Genomic DNA, 18,009 nt, shown 5'->3' on the forward strand with positions numbered 1-18,009 from the left:
TCATGTACGCAGAACGTGTTCTTTCAGGCATGCGCCCGACCGGGCGACTCCATCTTGGCCATTACCACGGCGTGCTCAAGAACTGGGTCAAGCTGCAGGCGGAATATCCGTGCCTGTTCTTCGTCGCCGACTGGCACGCGCTGACGACCGCCTATGACAGCCCGCAGATCATCGCGGACAGCGTCTGGGACATGCTCGTCGACTGGCTCGCGGCCGGCGTCGATCCGGAGAAGGCGACGTTCTTCATCCAGTCCAAGGTGCCGGCGCACGCGGAACTCAATCTGCTGATGTCGATGTTCTGCCCGCTCGGCTGGCTCGAGCGCGTGCCGACGTACAAGGATCAGCAGGAAAAGCTCGAGCACAAGGACCTGTCGACGTACGGCTTCCTCGGCTATCCGCTGCTGATGTCGGCCGACATCCTGCTGTACCGCGCCGACAAGGTGCCGGTCGGCGAAGACCAGCTGCCGCATGTCGAGTTCACGCGCGAGATCGCGCGGCGCTTCAACCACCTGTACGGGCGCGAGCCGGGGTTCGAGGACAACGCGAAGGAAGCGATGAAGAAGCTCGGTGCGAAGAACGCCCGCCTGTACGCCGAACTGCGCACGCGTTTCCAGCAGGAAGGCGACGATGCGGCGCGTGATCAGGGCAGGGTGCTGATCGAGGACGCGAAGAGCCTCGGCCACGTTGACCGCGAGCGGCTGCACGGTTATCTCGAAGGCACCGGCAAGATGATCCTCGTCGAACCCGGCGCCCTGCTGACCGAGGCGGCGCGCATGCCCGGCCTCGACGGCCAGAAAATGTCGAAGAGCTACGGCAACACGATTTTCCTGCGCGAGGAGGCCGACTCGATCTCGAAGAAGATACGCACGATGCAGACCGACCCGGCGCGCGTGCGCCGCACCGACCCGGGCGACCCCGACAAGTGCCCGGTGTGGCAGTTCCACCTGATCTATTCGGACGACGGCGTGCGGGCGTGGGTGCAGGAGGGCTGTCGCAGCGCGGGCATCGGCTGCCTCGAGTGCAAGCAGCCGGTCATCGACGCGATCTTGCAGGAGCAGGCCCAGATGCGCGAGCGCGCGCAGCCTTACGTCGAGGATCCGGCCCTGCTGCGCCGGATCATGGCGGAGGGCTGCGAGCGTGCGAGCGAGCTTGCCGAGGAGACGATGCGCGACGTGCGCGCGGCAATGGGGCTTTCGTACTCCTGAGTCGCCCGGTCGGCGAGGCGGCCCTGGCGCCGCCGCGCGACGGTCGAACCGCCCGGCTTCGGACGTCTTCCGCAATGAATCTTCCTCTCGAACGCCTTCCCGCGGAGACGGTCGCCCAGATCGAGGCCGTCGCGCGCCTTTACGGCGAGCCGCTGCTCGAAATGCCGAAGGACCTGTACATCCCGCCGGACGCGCTCGAGGTGTTCCTCGAAGCGTTCGAAGGACCGCTCGATCTGCTGCTGTACCTGATCCGCAAATCGAATCTCAACGTCCTCGACATCCCGATGGCAGCGCTGACCGCGCAATATCTCGTTTACGTCGAGGCGATGCGCAGACACAATCTCGAACTCGCGGCGGACTACCTGCTGATGGCGGCGACGCTGCTCGAGATCAAGTCCCGCCTGCTGTTGCCGCGTCCGCAGCGCGAAGGCCCCGACGACGACAGCGACCCGCGAGCGGAACTCGTTCGCCGGCTGCTCGATTACGAACAGATGAAACGGGCGGGGGCACGGCTGGAGCTGCTGCCGCGCGCCGAGCGCGACTACGAGCGGGTGAGCATCTTCGTCGCCGAGAAGATCGTCGAGCGGCTGCCCGAAGTGAGCCTGCACGACCTTCAGCTCGCGTGGCTGAAGATCATGAAGAAGGCGCGCCTGACGCAGCATCACCAGGTGAGACGGGACGAACTGTCGGTGCGCGAGCATATGAGCGCGATCCTGCGCAAGCTCGGCGGTGGCGCGTTTGTCGTGTTCGACACGCTGTTCGAACCCGCGCGCGGGCCTGCGGGACTCGTCGTGAGTTTTCTCGCGGTGCTCGAACTGGTCAAGGAAAGGCTCGTGGAGGTGGCGCAGAACGAGCCTTTCGCGCCGATATACGTGAAGCTCGCCGATGCAGCCGACGACGCCTGAAGACTGCAAGCGCATCGTCGAGGCGGCGCTGCTCGCGGCATCGGCACCTCTGCCGGTCGGCGATCTGCGGCAGCTGTTCGACGTCGATCCGGGCGCGGATTTCATCCGGCGTGTGCTCGAGGACCTGCGTGCCGACTGGGCGGATCGCGGCGCGGAACTGGTGCAGGTGGCTTCGGGCTGGCGCTTCCAGACGCGGCCCGAATACCAGGTCTTTCTCGACCGGCTGAAGCAGGAAAAGCCGCCGCGATATTCGCGTGCAGTGCTGGAGACACTGGCGATCATCGCCTACCGTCAACCGGTGACGCGCGGCGACATCGAGGACGTCCGCGGCGTCGCCGTTTCGCCGAACGTGCTCAAGACGCTCGAATCGCGCGGCTGGATCGACGTCGTCGGTCACCGCGACACGCCCGGCCGCCCCGCACTGTTTGCGACCACGCGGCGCTTTCTCGACGACCTCGGGCTGCGCAGCCTGACCGAATTGCCCGCCTTAACCGAAATTGAAAGGATCATGGATCTTGTCGACACCAAAGAAATCGAAGCGGCCGCTGCGGCCCCGACGAAGAAGAACGCTGAAGCGGCCGCGGCCGCGAGGCATCCGCCAGGGCCTGCGCCGCGTGCCGGCGGGCGCCCGACGACGGCCGGCGCCGGAGAAGGGGCGCGGCTCGCACGGCCGCCGCGCGCCGCAGCGCCGGGAGGCGGGGGCGCGGCGAACAGGAAAACAGCGTGCTTGCCGAACCCGAGCGGCTGCAGAAAGTGCTGGCGCAGATCGGTATCGGCTCGCGCCGCGAAATCGAGGAATGGGTGGTTGCCGGGAGAATCTCGGTCAACGGCCTGCCTGCGGAACTCGGCCAGAAAATCGGCCCGGGAGACCGCGTCAAATACAACGGCAAGCTGATTCCGTTGCGTTTCACGGTGCGCACGCCACGCGTGCTGATCTACCACAAGCCCGAAGGCGAAATCGTCTCGCGCGAGGACCCGGAAGGGCGCCCGACGGTGTTCGAGCGGCTGCCGATCCTGCGCAAGGGGCGCTGGATCGCAGTCGGGCGGCTCGACTTCAACACGTCGGGGCTGCTCCTGTTCACGAACGACGGCACGCTCGCCAACCGCCTGATGCATCCGCGCTACGAACTCGAGCGTGAATACGCGGTGCGCCTGCTCGGGCAGCTCAACGACGAACAGATCGAATCGCTGAAGACCGGCATCCAGCTCGAGGACGGGCTCGCGCGATTCACGTCGATTTCCGACGAAGGCGGCGAGGGCGCGAACCACTGGTACCGGGTTACCCTTTCCGAAGGCCGGAATCGCGAAGTCCGGCGCATGTTCGAAGCGGTAGGCCTCACCGTCAGCCGGTTGATGCGGGTGCGCTACGGCCCGGTAACGCTGTCGTCGCGGCTCAAGCGCGGCATGTGGATGGAGATGCCGGAAGTCGAGGTGTGCGCGCTCGCCGGCTTGCCGAAACCAGCGGGCCAGGCCGCGCGTCCGGGCGAGCAGGTGCGCAAGACGCGCCTGCATCGCACCACCCCGAGGTGATGCGCAGCCGATAGCGGGCGCGGCAGATCCACGCTGCGCCGGCTCGGAGCTGGCGAAGATCGGCGGAGGAATTTTTTGCATCGGCGCCGACTGCGGGCCGGCGGCGAGCGGGCCGGGTGCGAGCTTGCCTCTGCGCCGCGCTTTGGTGCTAGACTCCGAAAACTTTGTTCCGGCGATAAAAGTTTGCGCAAATGCAAAGCGCCGGGGCTCGTTTTTCAGCCCGTCCGCGACGCGGTGCGAACAGCGCCGGCGAGTGGACAGAACAGGAGGACAAGGATGGCTTTCGTCATTCTTTCCGCCGGGACGCTGACACAATCGCGGATGCACACGATCAGCGCCCGGGTTTTTGCCGGCGTCATCGTCGCGATCGTGTTTGCGGCGCTTGCCGGCGGTTTCGCGCTTGGTTACATGGTGGACGGCAAGGTCCGGAATCCTCCCCAAGCCGCCCCGGTGGTGCCTGCCGAGTCGCAAAGCGACCTGCTGATCGGCCGTTTCGGCGAACTGTCGGGTCGCATGGTCCAGTTGCAGGCCGAGGCGGCCGCGCTGACGGAGCGGATCGGCGCGATCAAGGATTTCGAAACACGGATCACCGAAAACGTCGCCGCCGACTCCCCACCCGGGCGCATCGCAAAAACCCCGCTCGGTTCCCCGTCCGGCGGGCCGCTGCTGCAGCCGGTTCCCGCACGTGCGCCAGAGGCGCCAGCGTCCGGCCTGAAGGCGCCGCCCCGAGCTGCGGCGGCGCCGGACGGCAAGCCGGAAGGACTGCTGGCCGCAGAAGTCGCCGAAATGGAGCGCGACGTCGAGCACCTCGCGCAGACGCTCGCCGGGCTGGACCGGCTCGCCACGAGCTACAGCCTCGCTCACATGTCGTTCCCGGGCCGCTCTCCGGTCGCCGGCGTCGGGATTTCATCCGGGTTCGGCAATCGCAGTGATCCGTTCCGGCGTCGACTTGCCTTTCACAGCGGCGTCGATTTTCCGGCACCGACGGGCACGCAGATTTCCGCCAGCGCAGGCGGGCGGGTGATCTTCGCCGGCCGCCGTCCGGATTACGGACTGACCGTCGAGATCGACCACGGCGGGGCCTCGCGACGCGCTACGCGCACGCGTCGAAGCTCCACGTGAAAGTCGGCCAGGTCGTGTTGCCGGGAGACAGGATCGCGTCGATCGGCTCCACCGGGCGTTCGACGGGCGCGCACCTGCATTTCGAAGTCCTGAAGGACGGTCTGATCGTCGATCCGGCGTCGTACCTCGCGCAGTTCTGAGCAGTCCGGGCGATGCCGTCGCGCCGTCGTTACAGCAACCGCAATCTGACTCGGGACTCGTACATCCTGACGTCGGATCCGACGTACGGGCTCAAGCGCATCGTGCTCCTGTGGGGGCTCGTCGTCGTCGTCGTGGTGATGCTCGGGCTCGGCGTCCGATATTTCGAGGATCGGCTCGCGTCGGAGTCGTCGCTGTCGGCGATGCGGCAGCACAACCGCGAGCTGCAGGACGCGCTGAGCAAGGCGCGCTTCGATCTCGAGGTGGAACTGGCGACGCGGGGCGAGCTCGAACGCCAGGTAATCAGCCTGAACGACGAGCTCAAGCAGATCAGGGAAGAGCTGGCATTCATCAAGTCGGCGACGAAGGGTGCACCTCCGGCCCGTTGAGCCTCCTGCGCGCCCGGCGAGGTGCCATTCGAGGGACGAAAGCGATGTTCGGACGCAAGCGCAACAAGGCAATCCAGGTCACCAAGCTCTCCAGCCTGGTCGCAGACAATCTCGAAATCGTCGGTGACGTGCTGTTTTCCGGGGGCTTGCGGGTCGACGGAAAGATCGAAGGCAACGTCCTCGGCAAGGAAGGCGAACGCAGTCTGTTGGTCGTCAGCAACCGGGGGACGATCACCGGGCGAGTGCGTGTGCATGACGCGGTCGTCAATGGCCGCATTGAGGGCGACTTGGAAGTCGAACATTTCCTCGAACTGCAGGACGGCGCGCATGTGTCGGGACATATCATCTACCGGCAGCTGCAGATGGACTGCGGCGCCGTTGTCGACGGGCGACTCGAGAAGGTCGAAGAGGCCAGCGCGGACAGGAAGGTCGTCGACATCTCGGTCGCAGCCTCGCTGCCGGGACGCGCGATCGAACAATAACCGGCACGGCCATCACCCGCCGGATTCCGCCGGCAATAATGGAATAGCGGCTTCGCAGTGTCGCTCCGGCACCGCCCATGCACCATACGTGCGTCCATGGCGCGGCGCGGGAACGCGCAGCGGGCGAACCAGCGGGCGTCGGGTATAATTTCGCCCTTCCGACCGGCGAACCCTGTTCGCGCCCCCTTTTCCCTTCGCAACGATAGAAATGGCCGAAATCCTCAAGCTGCGCGGCGCTGCGGCGCTTTCTTCCTCCCGCCTCGCGCGCCTTTCCCGTTCCGCAGCCGAAGCGCTGCCGAAGCTCAACGGGCTGGCCGCGGAGTACTGGTATTTCGTCGAACTCACCGCGCCGCTGGCAACCGACGAGCGCGAGCGGCTCGTCGACCTGCTCGGGGCCGTGCCCGCGTCGCCGCAGCTGCCGCCGGGCACGCAGCTGGTCGTCGTGCCGCGGCTCGGGACGATTTCGCCGTGGTCGTCGAAAGCGACGGACATCGCGCGCCAGTGCGGCTTCGACAAGGTGACGCGCATCGAGCGCGGCGTGTCGTATTCGCTCGAGCTGCGCAACGGGCTCGACGATCGCCAGTACGCGGCGGTGCTGCCGCTGCTGCACGACCGCATGACCGAGTCGGTGCTGGCGAATCTCGACGCCGCCGAAGCGCTGTTCCATCACTACGAGCCGAAGCCGCTGATGTCGGTCGATGTGCTCGCGGGGGGGCGCGACGCGCTCGTCGCGGCGAACGCCGAACTCGGGCTCGCGCTGTCCGACGACGAAATCGACTATCTCGTCGAGAACTTCACCCGCATCGCGCGCAATCCGACCGACGTCGAGCTGATGATGTTCGCGCAGGCGAACTCCGAACATTGCCGCCACAAGATCTTCAACGCCGACTGGGTCGTCGACGCGCGGCCGATGCACAAGACGCTGTTCGGCATGATCCGCGATACGCACAATGCGCACCCCGAAGGCACCGTCGTCGCGTATTCGGACAACGCGTCGGTGATCGAAGGGGCGACGATCGACCGCTTCTACGCGGACGCCGACGGCCAGTGGCGCTTTCGGCCTGAAGAAACGCACATCCTCGCGAAAGTCGAGACGCACAACCACCCGACGGCGATCTCGCCGTTCCCGGGTGCTGCGACCGGGGCCGGCGGCGAGATCCGCGACGAAGGGGCGACCGGCCGCGGTTCGAAGCCGAAAGCCGGCCTGACCGGTTTCTCGGTGTCGAACCTGAACATTCCCGAATTCGCGCAGCCGTGGGAAAAACCCTACGGCAAGCCGGACCGCATCGCCTCGGCGCTGGACATCATGATCGAAGGCCCGATCGGCGGCGCCGCGTTCAACAACGAATTCGGCCGGCCGAACCTCGCCGGCTACTTCCGCACGTTTGAGCAGGAAGTGCAGAATGAGGTGCGCGGCTACCACAAGCCGATCATGATCGCGGGCGGCCTTGGCAGCATCCAGGCGCAGCAGTCGCACAAGGTGAAGTTCGCGCCCGGCACGCTGCTGATCCAGCTCGGCGGCCCGGGCATGCTGATCGGCCTCGGTGGCGGCGCGGCGTCGAGCATGGCGACCGGCACGAACACGGCCGACCTCGACTTCGCGTCGGTGCAGCGCGGCAACCCCGAGATCGAGCGCCGCTGCCAGGAAGTCATCGACGCGTGCTGGCAGCGCGGCGACGCGAACCCGATCCTCGCGATCCACGACGTCGGCGCCGGCGGGCTGTCGAACGCGATGCCGGAACTGGCGGAATCGGCCGGGCTCGGCGCGCATTTCGAGCTGCGCGAAGTGCATATCGAGGAACCGGGCATGAGCCCGCGCGAGATCTGGAGCAACGAGTCGCAGGAGCGCTACGTGCTCGCGATCGCCCCCGAAAGCCTCGCCGAATTCCGCGCGATCTGCGAGCGCGAGCGCTGCCCGTTCGCGGTGCTGGGCGAAGCGACCGCGGACGGCCATCTGACCGTCGCCGACCGCCACTTCGGCAACAAGCCCGTCGACATGGAAATGCAGGTGCTGCTCGGCAAGCCGCCGAAGATGACCCGCAACGTGTCGCGTCGCGCGGTGCATGTGCCGCCGTTCGACGTCACGGACATCGACCTCAAGGACGCCTGCCTGCGCGTGCTGCGCCTGCCGGCGGTCGCGAGCAAGAACTTTCTGATCACGATCGGCGACCGCTCGGTCGGCGGCCTCACCGCCCGCGACCAGTTGGTGGGGCCGTGGCAGGTGCCGGTCGCGGATGTCGCGGTCACCGCGATGAGCTTCCACGGCTACCAGGGCGAAGCGTTCGCGATGGGCGAGCGCACGACGGTCGCGTGCCTCGATGCGCCCGCTTCCGGGCGCATGGCAATCGGCGAGGCGGTGACGAACATCGCCGCCGCGGACATCGCCGACATCGGCCAGGTCAAGCTGTCGGCGAACTGGATGGCCGCAGCCGGGCATCGCGGCGAGGACGCGAAGCTGTTCGACACGGTCAGTGCGGTGTCCCTGTTCTGCCAGCAGGCCGGCCTCGCGATCCCGGTCGGCAAGGATTCGCTGTCGATGAAGACCTCATGGCATGACGATGGCGCGAGCCGCCAGGTCGTCTCGCCGCTGTCGCTCGTCGTCACGGCGTTCGCGCCGGTCGCAGACATCCGCCGCACGCTCACGCCCCAGCTCCAGTTCCCCGAAGGCGTCGACACCGAGCTGCTGCTGATCGACCTCGGCAACGACCGCAATCGCCTCGGCGGTTCGGCGCTCGCGCAGGTGTTCGGCTCGGTCGCCGAGCATGCGCCTGACGTCGATGCCGCGCAGCTCACAAGGTTCTTCAGCCTGATCCGGCAGTTCCGCCGCGACGATCTCCTGCTCGCATACCACGACCGCAGCGACGGAGGCCTCTTCGCGACGCTGTGCGAGATGGCGTTCGCGTCCCGATGCGGGCTGTCGCTCGTGCTCGACACAGTCTGCTACGACCCGTACATGAACGACGTCGACGGCCTCGACAAGAAGCCTGACACGATCAAGGGCCGGCTCAACGACCGCCTTTTCGCCGGCCTGTTCGCCGAGGAGCTCGGCGCGGTGGTGCAGATCCGGCGCGACGACCGTGCGCGTGTCACCGCTCCGTTGCGTGATGCCGGCATCGCCTACCATTTCCTCGGCGAGCCGAACGACAAGGACGAGATCCGCTTCTGGCGCAACGCGAAACTCGTGTTCAACGCGCCGCGCGCCCAACTGCTGCAGGCATGGTCCGAAACCAGTTATCGCATCGCCCGCCTGCGCGACGATGCGGATTGCGCGCGCGAGGAATTCGACGCGCTCGCCGACGCGTCGAACCCGGGGCTGAGTGTGTCGCTGACCTTCGATCCGGCTGACGACGTCGCCGCGCCGCTGATCGCGACCGGCGCTCGGCCGAAGATCGCGATCCTGCGCGAGCAGGGCGTCAATTCGCAGGCCGAGATGGCGGCGGCGTTCGAGCGCGCCGGTTTCGCGCCGTACGACGTGCATATGTCGGATCTGCAGGCCGGCCGCCACCAGCTGAGTGACTTCCATGGCTTCGCCGCGTGCGGCGGTTTCTCGTACGGCGACGTGCTCGGCGCCGGGCAGGGGTGGGCGAAGTCGATCCTGTTCAACCCGGCGCTGCGTGCGCAATTCGAAGCGTTCTTCACCCGTCCCGAAACGTTCGCGCTGGGCGTGTGCAACGGCTGCCAGATGATGGCGCACCTCGCGCCGATCATCCCGGGCGCCGAGCACTGGCCGACTTTCCACCGCAATCGCAGCGAGCAGTTCGAGGCGCGTTTCGTGATGGCCGAAGTGCTCGACAGCCCGTCGATCCTGTTCGCAGGGATGGCCGGCAGCCGCATGCCGATCGTCGTCAGCCACGGCGAAGGGCGCGCAGTGTTCCGCGACGCGGCCGACTCCGAACGCGTCGTGACGGCGCTGCGCCATATCGACAATCACGGTGCGCCGGCCGCGACCTATCCGTTCAACCCGAACGGTTCGCCGCAAGGATCGACCGGTTTCACGACCGCGGACGGCCGCTTCACGATCATGATGCCGCACCCGGAACGCACCGCGCGGACGGTGCAGATGAGCTGGTACCCGGCGGGACTCGGCGAGGATTCGCCGTGGCTGCGGATGTTCCGCAACGCGCGGCGCTGGCTGGGGTGAACCCGCCCCGGCGGTAGGTTGCGGCCGGCTGCCGGGCTTGACTGCAGTCAATCGCGCGTGCGTTGCAGCTGTTAGAATCGCCGCACCGTTTTGGTCATTCCGGGTCGCTCCGGTTTTCGCCGATGCATTTCAAGCGTAGCGCTCGCAGTTTCACTGCCTGGATCGCGTTGTTCGCGGTCCTGCTGGGTGCGCTCGCGCCGGCACTGAGCCACGCGGTGCCGCGCGCGGACGGTGACAAGCGCCTGATCCAGGTGTGCACGGTTGCCGGCATGAAAATGGTCGCGGTCGATGATGCGCGCGACGAGGGCGACGCCCACGTGTTTCCCGCCGAACGTTGTGCTTTCTGCGCGACGCACTGCGACGTGCCGGTGCTTCCCGCGATGCCGTCCGCGCCGTTCGCGCTTAAAGGCCGTTCCGACCACCTTCCCCCGCTTTACCTCCACTCGCCGCGCCCGCTCTTCGCCTGGGCAGCGGCGCAGCCCCGCGCTCCGCCGCTCCTGCGCGCGTGAGTGCCGTCCCGGCCGTGCCCCCGTCTCCTCGCCGCTTGCAGGAGGCGGGGCACAGCCGGACGACGCGTTCCTGCCGAAACACAATCGCTTCCGGTATCAAGGCATTCGCTCGACCCGATCGCATCGATCGCGGGAACGTGCCATGCCGGCTTGCGGGCCGATTTGCGAATCGATGGAGTGAACATCATGAAGAAGATCCTTGCAGTCAGCCTGGTTTCTGCCGTGCTAGCGGGCCCCGCGCTCGCCCAGGTGCAGGTCGATGACCCGTGGGTGCGGGCGACGGTCGCGCAGCAGAAAGTCACCGGCGCGTTCATGCGCCTCACCGCGGCCCAGGATGCGCGGCTCGTCTCGGCGGACTCGCCCGTGGCGGGAAAAGTCGAGATACACGAGATGGTGATGGACAAGGACGTCATGAAGATGCGTCCCGTCACCGCGGTCGAGCTGCCGGCCGGCAAGGCGGTCGAGCTCAAGCCCGGCGGCCACCACGTGATGCTGTTCGACCTGAAGCAAGCCGTCCGCGTGGGCGACACGGTGCCGCTGACGCTGGTCGTCGAGAGCCGCAGCGGCAAGCGCGAGTCGGTCGAGGTGGCGGTGCCCGTGCGGCCGTTGAACCCGGCGGGCCGGGGGGATCATGGGCATTGATACCTGGCGCAGCGCCCTGGTGGGGGCGTGCATCGGCGCGGCGAGCGGCGCCGCTGCGTCCGATGACGCCGCCACAGTTCTCGAACAGGTGACGGTCACCGCGACGCGTGAAGAGGCGCGGCTCGTCGAAACGCCAGCCTCGGTCGGCGTCGTCGAAGGGGAGGACATCGCGCTCGACAAGCCCCCCCACCCGGCACAGGTGATGAGCCAAACGCCGGGCGTCGCGGTCGCCGTAACGAACGGCGAAGGCCACACGACGGCGATCCGCCAGCCGTTCACGACGAGCCCGGTGTATCTGTTCCTCGAAGACGGCATTCCGTCGCGCTCGACCGGCTTCTTCAACCACAACGGCCTGTACGAGATCAACATTCCGCAAGCCGGCGGCATCGAAGTCAATCGCGGGCCGTCGTCGGCGCTGTACGGGTCGGACGCGATCGGCGGCGTCGTCAACGTGCTGACGCGCACGCCGCCGACGAAGACCGAAGCGAATGGCTCGATCGAAGCGGGCGAGCACGGTTGGCGGCGGATGCTCGTCGGTGGCGGCAGCGGCCATGCCGACGGCGGCTGGCGGGCGGACCTGAACCTGACCCGCACGGACGGCTGGCGCGAGGACACCGGCTACGACCGCGACAGCGGCACGCTGCGCTGGGATCACTTCATCGGCGACAGCACGTCGCTGAAGACCGTGCTGGGTTTCTCCGAGATCGACCAGGAAACCGGCGCGAACTCGCCGCTCGTGCGTTCCGACTACCGGCACGATCCGACGAAGAATTACCTGCCGATCGCGTTCCGCAAAGTCAGCGCGCTGCGCCTGTCGACGAACTACGAACACGAAACGGCCGACTCGCTGCTGTCGATCACGCCGTACGTGCGCGACAACAGCATGGATCTGCTCGCGAGCTTCGCGCTGCGCTTCGACCCGACGATCGCTGAAACCGGCAACCGTTCGTACGGGCTGATGGCGAAGTGGCGCCGCGACTTCGCACCGCTGCGCGCGCGCATCATCGTCGGCGTCGATTTCGATCTGAGCCCGGGGGAGCGGCGCGAGAACCGCATCGACGCGACGACGCGCGGCAGCGGCGCGAGCCGCGAGTTCATCGCCTACACGGTCGGGCCGCGCATCTACGACTACGACGTCGAATATCGCGGCGTTTCGCCGTACGTCCATGGCGAAATCTCCCCGACCGACCAGCTGCGGCTGACCGCCGGCCTGCGCTACGACGACATGCGCTACGAGTTTGACAACAAGCTCGGCGACAACCAGCTCGGCGCCGGTGAGGTCGTGCAGGTCGGGAGCAGCTTCTACGGCCAGGCGGCGAACACCCGCGTCCGCTATCGCCGAGCGACGCCGAAACTCGGCGCGACGTACGCGCTCGGCGAGAACACGCATCTTTTCGCGTCGTACAACCAGGCTTTCCGCGCCCCGTCCGAATCGCAGCTCTTCCGCCCGTCGCGTGCCGGCAGCCTCGACGCTGCCCGGGTGTTGACGCAGTCGGCGCTCGGGCTCGACGCGATCAAGGCCGAGCAGTACGAGCTCGGCGTGCGCGGCGTCGTGGCGAGCCTGTCGTACGACCTCGTCCTCTACGAGCTGACCAAGCGCGACGACATCGTCAGCCAACGCGACCCGCTCACGACGCAGACGATCACGACGAACGCCGGCGAGACGCGCCACCGCGGCGTCGAGCTCGGGCTCGGCGCCCCGCTCGTGCGGCACGTGCGGCTGGATGTCGCGCTGTCGTACGCGCGGCACGAGTTCGTCGACTGGGTGACTGCGCAAGGAGACTTCGGCGGCAAGGAACAGCAAAGCGCGCCACGGCTGATGTCGAATGCGCGGCTGACCTGGACGCCGACCGACGCGTTCCGTGCGCAGCTCGAGTGGACGCGGATCGGCTCGTACTGGCTCGACGACAGCAATACCGCGAAGTACGGCGGACACGATCTTTTCAACCTGCGCGGCAACCTGGCCCTGACGCCGGCCGTTTCGCTGTTCGGCAGCGTGAGCAACCTCACCGACCGGCGCTACGCGGACAGCGCGCAGCTATCGACGGGCAGCAAGCCGGCCTACTCGCCGGGCTTGCCGCGCACCGTGATCGCGGGAGTCGAGGCGAAATGGTGACGATGATGGTGACGGTAACCGCGCCAGAGCATGCGCTCGCGGGCGCCGGAGGCGAGGAGGGCTCGGGAATGACGATGAAGCGAAAAGGCAGCGTGGGCCGGTTTGCCGCCGCGATACTGCTCGCGCTGGGATGCGCAGCGGGCGCTTTCGCGCAGCACGCCGATCACGCGGCACGGAAAACCGCTGCAGCCCGGCCGGCGAAGGCGGAGCTCGGCACGAGCGCGGCGTTCGCCCCGGACGGCAGGCTGTACGCAGTTTCGAAGGACGGGCAGCACGTCGTCCTCCAGCGCAGTGCCGACGGCGGGGCGAGCTGGGATGCGCCGGTAGCTGTCAATGCCGAACCGGAAGCGGTTTCCGCCGACGGCGAGAACCGGCCGAAGATCGCGTTCGCGCCGGACGGCAGCGTGCTGGTGTCGTGGACGCGCCCGCTGGCGAAGCCTTTCACCGGCGAGATCCGTTTTGCGCGCGCGGATGCCGGTCAGAGTTTCGGCGCTCCGATCACCGTTCACCGCGACCGGCAGGAGATCACCCACCGCTTCGAGACGATGACCGTCACCGCGAGCGGGCAGGTCATGCTTGCGTGGATCGACAAGCGGGATCTGGAAGCGACGCAGCGCTCGAAGCGCAATTACCGCGGTGCGGCGATCTACGCGGCGGTGTCCGACGACGGCGGGCGGACGTTCCGGCGCGAAGTGAAAGTCGCCGACCATTCCTGCGAGTGCTGCCGCATCGCGATCGCGACCGATATCGACGGCTTGCCGCTGCTGCTGTGGCGACACGTGTTCGAGCCGAACGAGCGCGACCATGCGCTGGCGAAGCTTGGCCGCGACGGCTCGCCCGGACCGGTGGCGCGCGCGACATTCGACCGCTGGCGTGTCGACGCCTGCCCGCACCACGGTCCGTCGCTCGCGGTATCGCATGACGGCACGCGCCACGCAGTGTGGTTCAACGAGAAGGACGGCGAAGGGCGGGTGTTCTACGGCCGCCTGAAAGACGGGCGCGTCGAGGGCCAGCGCACCGTCGGGGGGGAGCGCGCTGCTCACGCCGATATCGATGTCAGCGGCGAGCGCGTCGCGATCGTGTGGAAGGAGTTCGATGGCGAACGGACGCAGCTGCGCGCGGAAGTGTCCGAGGACCACGGCGGGCAGTTCCGCCGCCTGTCGCTCGCCGCGACCGACGGCGCGTCCGACCAGCCGCGGGTGATCCGGCGCGGCGCCGAGCTGTTCGCGTTCTGGCGCACGCGGAACGAAGGCACGAAAGGATACTGGCTGCGATGAAACGACTGAAAAACCTGCTGGCGGCAATCGTCTGGATGAGCGCCGCGGCGTGTTCGGCGAACGACTTCGTGCCGCTCGACCGGGCCGCTGCGACGGCGATCGCCGATCCGGCCAGCCACGCCCGGCCGACGATTGTCGCGCTGTGGTCGTCCGACTGTGTGCACTGCAAGAAAAACCTCAAGCTGTTCGCGCAGATCGCGAAAGCGCATCCGCGCCTGCAGCTGATCACGGTCGCGGCCGAGCCCCCTGGCGACGGGCTCGCCGCGCCGCTCGACCGCGCCGGCGTCACGGGGAAGCGTTTTGCGTACGGAGACGAGGCGCCGGAAGCGCTCGCGTATGCGCTCGACACGAAATGGCGCGGCGAGCTGCCGCGAACGCTTTTCTTCGACGGACGCGGCGCCCGGGAAGCGGTGTCGGGCGTCGTCGCCGAGGCCGTCGTGCTTCGCGCGCTCGGCTTGCAGAAATAGCAGCGCCAGCCGCGAGGCGGAAACTGTGCGATGCGCGGCGCACAGGGCGGAAAGTCCTGTGCCCGCTGCGCGGCACGCCGGGAACGACGTATTGCAGGGCTTCCGTCCGTCACTGATCATCGTGACGGAAGCCCGCTCGATCACATCCCTTGATAGATCGGCCCTTCACCGCCCTGCGGCACGACCCAGTTGATGTTCTGCGTTGGATCCTTGATGTCGCAGGTCTTGCAGTGCACGCAGTTCTGAGCGTTGATCTGCAGGCGCGGGTGGGTGCCGTCGGGGTCGCGCACGATCTCGTAGACGCCGGCCGGGCAGTAGCGCTGTTCGGGCGCGTCGTACTTGGCGAGGTTCACCGCGATCGGGATCGACGGGTCCTTCAGCTGCAGGTGGCAGGGCTGGTCTTCCTCGTGGTTCGTGTTCGACAGGAACACCGACGACAGCTTGTCGAAAGTCAGCACGCCATCGGGCTTCGGATAGGCGATCTTGTAGCATTCCGACGCGGGCTTGAGCGCAGTATGGTCGGCCGTGTTGTGCAGCGTCCACGGCGCGCGCCCACGGAACAGCTGCTGGTCGATGCCAAACAGCAAGGACCCCATCCACAGGCCTTTTTTCATGTACGGCTTGAAGTTGCGCGTCTGGTGCAGTTCCTCGTACAGCCAGCTCGCGCGGAACGCTTCGGGGAACGCGGTCAGTTCGTCGCGGCTGCGCCCGGCCGCGAGCGCGCCGAAGGCCGCTTCGGCGGCGAGCGCGCCGCTCTTGATCGCGGCGTGGCTGCCCTTGATGCGTGCGGCGTTGAGGAAACCCGCGTCGTCGCCGACGAGCGCGCCGCCCGGGAACACCAGCTTCGGCTGGCTCTGCAGGCCGCCCGCGGCGAGCGCGCGCGCACCGTACGCGAGACGCTTGCCGCCTTCGAGGAACTTGCGGATCTCGGGGTGCGTCTTGTAGCGCTGGAACTCCTCGAACGGCGCCAGATGCGGGTTCGTGTAGTTCAGGCCCACGACATAGCCGACGGCAACAAGGTTGTCTTCGAGGTGATAGGCGAAGCCGCCGCCGTAAGTGGCGCTGTCCATCGGCCAGCCGGCGGTGTGGACGACGAGCCCCGGCACGTGGCGCTCGGCCGGCACTTCCCACAGCTCCTTGAGGCCGATGCCGTAGGTCTGCGGATCGACGCCGTCGCGCAGGCGGTACTTTTCCTCGAGCTGCTTGCCCAGGTGGCCGCGACAGCCTTCGGCGAACAGCGTGTATTTGGCGTGCAGCTCCATGCCGGGCTGGTAGGCCGGGCCCGGCTGGCCGTCGCGCGTGACGCCCATGTCGCCGGTCGCCACCCCCTTGACCGCGCCGCGCTCGTCGTAAAGAATTTCCGCGCCGGCAAAGCCCGGATAGACTTCGACGCCCATCGCCTCGGCCTGTTCGCCGAGCCACTTGACGACGTTGCCCAGCCGCACAATGTAGTTGCCCTGGTTCAGGAAACAGGCCGGCAGCAGGTTGTTCGGCACCTTGCGCCCGCCGGTCTCGCTGAGGAAGATCACGCGGTCTTCAGACACCTGGGTCGTGACCGGCGCGCCCTGCGCTTTCCAGTCGGGGATCAGTTCGGTGAGCGCGCGCGGATCCATCACCGCGCCCGACAGGATGTGGGCGCCGATCTCGGAAGCCTTCTCGATGAGGCATACCGCCAGCTCCGTGCCTTTCTCGCTGGCGAGCTGCTTCATCCGGATCGCCGCCGCCAGCCCTGCCGGGCCACCGCCTACGATCAGGACATCGAATTCCATTGATTCGCGTTCCATCCTATTCTCCATTTGTGTCCGCGATTGTTGTCTGTAGTCGAGCGAACGGCAGTGTAATACACGCCCGGGACACGACGCAGACGCGGGACCGCTTCGCAGCCGTCGAAAACATACGGAGCCGTATGTTACATTAGCTGCCGGTTCCCACCAACAGGACGCTGTTTTCATGGAAGATACCCGCAAGCTTCAGCTGACGACGAAGATCCCGGTACGCTGGGGCGACCTCGACCGGTACGGTCACCTGAACAACACGCTGTATTTCCGCTATTTCGAGCAGGCGCGGATCGAATGGATCGAGCAGAAGGACTTCCGCGTCGATCCGGCCGAAGTCGAAGGCGTGGTCATTGTTCATGCGGACTGCACGTTCCTGATCCCGGTGAATTATCCGGCGACGGCGATCGTCAAGGTCTTCGCCGGTGAGCCGGGACGCAGCAGCGTGATGAACTGGTATGAACTGTACGTCGAAGGCGACGAGCGCCTTTTCGCGACCGGTTCCGCGAAGCTCGTGTGGGTCGACAACCGTACCGGCAAATCCCTGCCGCTGCCGGCGAAGCTGCGTGAGGGGCTGTGAGGCGATGTTTTCCGGCTGGCGCACGTCACAGGCCTGTCGTGCGCCCGTACGATTTCAGTTGAGGAACCGCGTATGCTGATGAATCCCGCCACTTCCGCGCTTCTCGTCATCGACGTCCAGGAGCGCCTCGCTCCGGCGATTCACGACGGGGAGCACGTGATACGCAACTGCGCGTGGCTTGCCGGCGTCGCGGCGCGCGTCGGCGTGCCGGTCGTCGTGACCGAGCATTTCCCGGCAAAAATCGGCGCCACGCTGCCGGCGGTGGCCGCGGCCGCGAGCGGTGCCGAGTTCGTCATCAAGGAATGCTTCTCCGCGCAAGCGGACGGCTGCCTCGGCAGGACCGCGGTGGACGCGCGGCGGCAGGTCATCGTTTGCGGCACCGAGGCGCACGTGTGCGTGCAGCAGACGGCGCTCGAGCTGCGCTGGGCGGGCAAGCAGGTGTTCGTCGTCGCGGACGCGTGCGGTTCGCGCAATCCCGCGGACCGCGACCTCGCTTTTGCGCGAATGCGTGCCCACGGCCTCGAGATCGTGTCGCGCGAGATGGTCGCGTTCGAGTGGCTGCAGCGCGGCGGCACAGCATTGTTTCGCGAGATCAACCGGGACTTCATCCGCTGACCACGACGCGACAGCGGGACGCAGTGGCGGTCGGCCAGACCGGATGCGCCCGGTCAGGCCCGCTTTCGGAGCGGCGGCCTCTTCGGTTATCATCGCGCTTTCCCGCAGCAGCGTTC

The 18,009-nt window shown here is 67.2% G+C and carries 14 protein-coding genes and 2 pseudogenes; 15 read left to right on the top strand and 1 reads right to left on the bottom strand.

Annotated features, from left to right (window positions below):
- The first annotated feature begins 2 nt into the window (after positions 1-2).
- The 13 genes and pseudogenes from PA01_12965 to PA01_13025 all read left to right on the top strand — a co-directional run bounded on the left by PA01_12965 (position 3) and on the right by PA01_13025 (position 14,923).
- A complete protein-coding gene (locus PA01_12965; protein KON79438.1) occupies positions 3-1,205 on the top strand; it encodes a tryptophan--tRNA ligase in 1,203 nt (400 codons plus the stop codon).
- A 74-nt stretch (positions 1,206-1,279) separates the two neighbouring features.
- On the top strand, positions 1,280-2,110 hold the full coding sequence (locus PA01_12970) for a segregation/condensation protein A (GenBank protein KON79439.1): 831 nt from the start codon (positions 1,280-1,282) through the stop codon (positions 2,108-2,110).
- A pseudogene (gene scpB / locus PA01_12975) lies at positions 2,091-2,633 on the top strand (SMC-Scp complex subunit ScpB). The gene PA01_12970 and the pseudogene scpB overlap by 20 nt, the downstream one beginning before the upstream one ends.
- Positions 2,634-2,863: 230 nt before the next feature.
- A complete protein-coding gene (locus PA01_12980; protein ID KAI5912374.1) occupies positions 2,864-3,640 on the top strand; it encodes a ribosomal large subunit pseudouridine synthase B in 777 nt (258 codons plus the stop codon).
- An 864-nt stretch (positions 3,641-4,504) separates the two neighbouring features.
- A pseudogene (locus PA01_18990) lies at positions 4,505-4,902 on the top strand (M23 family metallopeptidase).
- Positions 4,903-4,914: 12 nt separating this feature from the next.
- Complete coding sequence (locus PA01_12990) at positions 4,915-5,289, top strand: hypothetical protein (protein KON79440.1); 375 nt, start codon at positions 4,915-4,917, stop codon at positions 5,287-5,289.
- A gap of 44 nt (positions 5,290-5,333) precedes the next feature.
- Positions 5,334-5,771 (top strand): polymer-forming cytoskeletal protein, encoded by a 438-nt coding sequence (locus PA01_12995; GenBank protein ID KON79441.1) that lies wholly within the window; start codon positions 5,334-5,336, stop codon positions 5,769-5,771.
- Between the two features lie 208 nt (positions 5,772-5,979).
- Entirely contained in the window at positions 5,980-9,912 is a 3,933-nt protein-coding gene (purL, locus tag PA01_13000; protein KON79442.1) for a phosphoribosylformylglycinamidine synthase, read from the top strand.
- Positions 9,913-10,034: 122 nt separating this feature from the next.
- The gene (locus PA01_13005) at positions 10,035-10,421 is read left to right on the top strand and encodes a DUF2946 domain-containing protein (protein KON79443.1); all 387 of its coding nucleotides are present in this window, start codon (positions 10,035-10,037) and stop codon (positions 10,419-10,421) included.
- Positions 10,422-10,607: 186 nt separating this feature from the next.
- On the top strand, positions 10,608-11,063 hold the full coding sequence (locus PA01_13010; GenBank protein ID KON80335.2) for a copper chaperone PCu(A)C: 456 nt from the start codon (positions 10,608-10,610) through the stop codon (positions 11,061-11,063).
- Complete coding sequence (locus PA01_13015) at positions 11,053-13,179, top strand: TonB-dependent receptor (GenBank protein ID KON79444.1); 2,127 nt, start codon at positions 11,053-11,055, stop codon at positions 13,177-13,179. Before PA01_13010 ends, PA01_13015 begins: the two co-directional genes overlap by 11 nt.
- 68 nt (positions 13,180-13,247) lie before the next feature.
- A complete protein-coding gene (locus PA01_13020; protein ID KON80336.2) occupies positions 13,248-14,456 on the top strand; it encodes a glycoside hydrolase in 1,209 nt (402 codons plus the stop codon).
- Complete coding sequence (locus tag PA01_13025; GenBank protein KON79445.1) at positions 14,453-14,923, top strand: hypothetical protein; 471 nt, start codon at positions 14,453-14,455, stop codon at positions 14,921-14,923. The genes PA01_13020 and PA01_13025 overlap by 4 nt, the downstream gene beginning before the upstream one ends.
- 140 nt (positions 14,924-15,063) lie before the next feature.
- On the opposite strand, the gene PA01_13030 is transcribed toward PA01_13025, so the two are convergent.
- A complete protein-coding gene (locus tag PA01_13030; protein ID KON79446.1) occupies positions 15,064-16,707 on the bottom strand; it encodes an electron transfer flavoprotein-ubiquinone oxidoreductase in 1,644 nt (547 codons plus the stop codon).
- A 166-nt stretch (positions 16,708-16,873) separates the two neighbouring features.
- On the opposite strand from PA01_13030, the gene PA01_13035 reads away from it, so the two are divergent.
- Together PA01_13035 and PA01_13040 are read left to right on the top strand one after the other, a co-directional pair.
- The gene (locus PA01_13035) at positions 16,874-17,278 is read left to right on the top strand and encodes an acyl-CoA thioesterase (GenBank protein ID KON79447.1); all 405 of its coding nucleotides are present in this window, start codon (positions 16,874-16,876) and stop codon (positions 17,276-17,278) included.
- A 72-nt stretch (positions 17,279-17,350) separates the two neighbouring features.
- Positions 17,351-17,893, top strand: coding sequence for an isochorismatase family protein (locus tag PA01_13040; protein KON79448.1), 543 nt, complete (start codon positions 17,351-17,353; stop codon positions 17,891-17,893).
- Positions 17,894-18,009 lie beyond the last annotated feature (116 nt).

The sequence above is a fragment of the Azoarcus sp. PA01 genome (assembly GCA_001274695.2).
In the GTDB taxonomy this organism is placed as follows: domain Bacteria; phylum Pseudomonadota; class Gammaproteobacteria; order Burkholderiales; family Rhodocyclaceae; genus Aromatoleum.

Excerpts from the sequence above, each read along its gene's own strand:
- PA01_13040 (KON79448.1), top strand. The coding sequence starts at position 17,351 with ATGCTGATGAATCCCGCCACTTCCGCGCTTCTCGTCATCGACGTCCAG.
- PA01_12965 (KON79438.1), top strand. The coding sequence starts at position 3 with ATGTACGCAGAACGTGTTCTTTCAGGCATGCGCCCGACCGGGCGACTC.
- PA01_13015 (KON79444.1), top strand. The coding sequence starts at position 11,053 with ATGGGCATTGATACCTGGCGCAGCGCCCTGGTGGGGGCGTGCATCGGC.
- PA01_13035 (KON79447.1), top strand. The coding sequence starts at position 16,874 with ATGGAAGATACCCGCAAGCTTCAGCTGACGACGAAGATCCCGGTACGC.
- PA01_12970 (KON79439.1), top strand. The coding sequence starts at position 1,280 with ATGAATCTTCCTCTCGAACGCCTTCCCGCGGAGACGGTCGCCCAGATC.
- PA01_12995 (KON79441.1), top strand. The coding sequence starts at position 5,334 with ATGTTCGGACGCAAGCGCAACAAGGCAATCCAGGTCACCAAGCTCTCC.
- purL (KON79442.1), top strand. The coding sequence starts at position 5,980 with ATGGCCGAAATCCTCAAGCTGCGCGGCGCTGCGGCGCTTTCTTCCTCC.
- PA01_13025 (KON79445.1), top strand. The coding sequence starts at position 14,453 with ATGAAACGACTGAAAAACCTGCTGGCGGCAATCGTCTGGATGAGCGCC.
- PA01_13005 (KON79443.1), top strand. The coding sequence starts at position 10,035 with ATGCATTTCAAGCGTAGCGCTCGCAGTTTCACTGCCTGGATCGCGTTG.
- PA01_13010 (KON80335.2), top strand. The coding sequence starts at position 10,608 with ATGAAGAAGATCCTTGCAGTCAGCCTGGTTTCTGCCGTGCTAGCGGGC.
- PA01_13030 (KON79446.1), bottom strand. The coding sequence starts at position 16,707 with ATGGAACGCGAATCAATGGAATTCGATGTCCTGATCGTAGGCGGTGGC.
- PA01_12990 (KON79440.1), top strand. The coding sequence starts at position 4,915 with ATGCCGTCGCGCCGTCGTTACAGCAACCGCAATCTGACTCGGGACTCG.
- PA01_13020 (KON80336.2), top strand. The coding sequence starts at position 13,248 with ATGACGATGAAGCGAAAAGGCAGCGTGGGCCGGTTTGCCGCCGCGATA.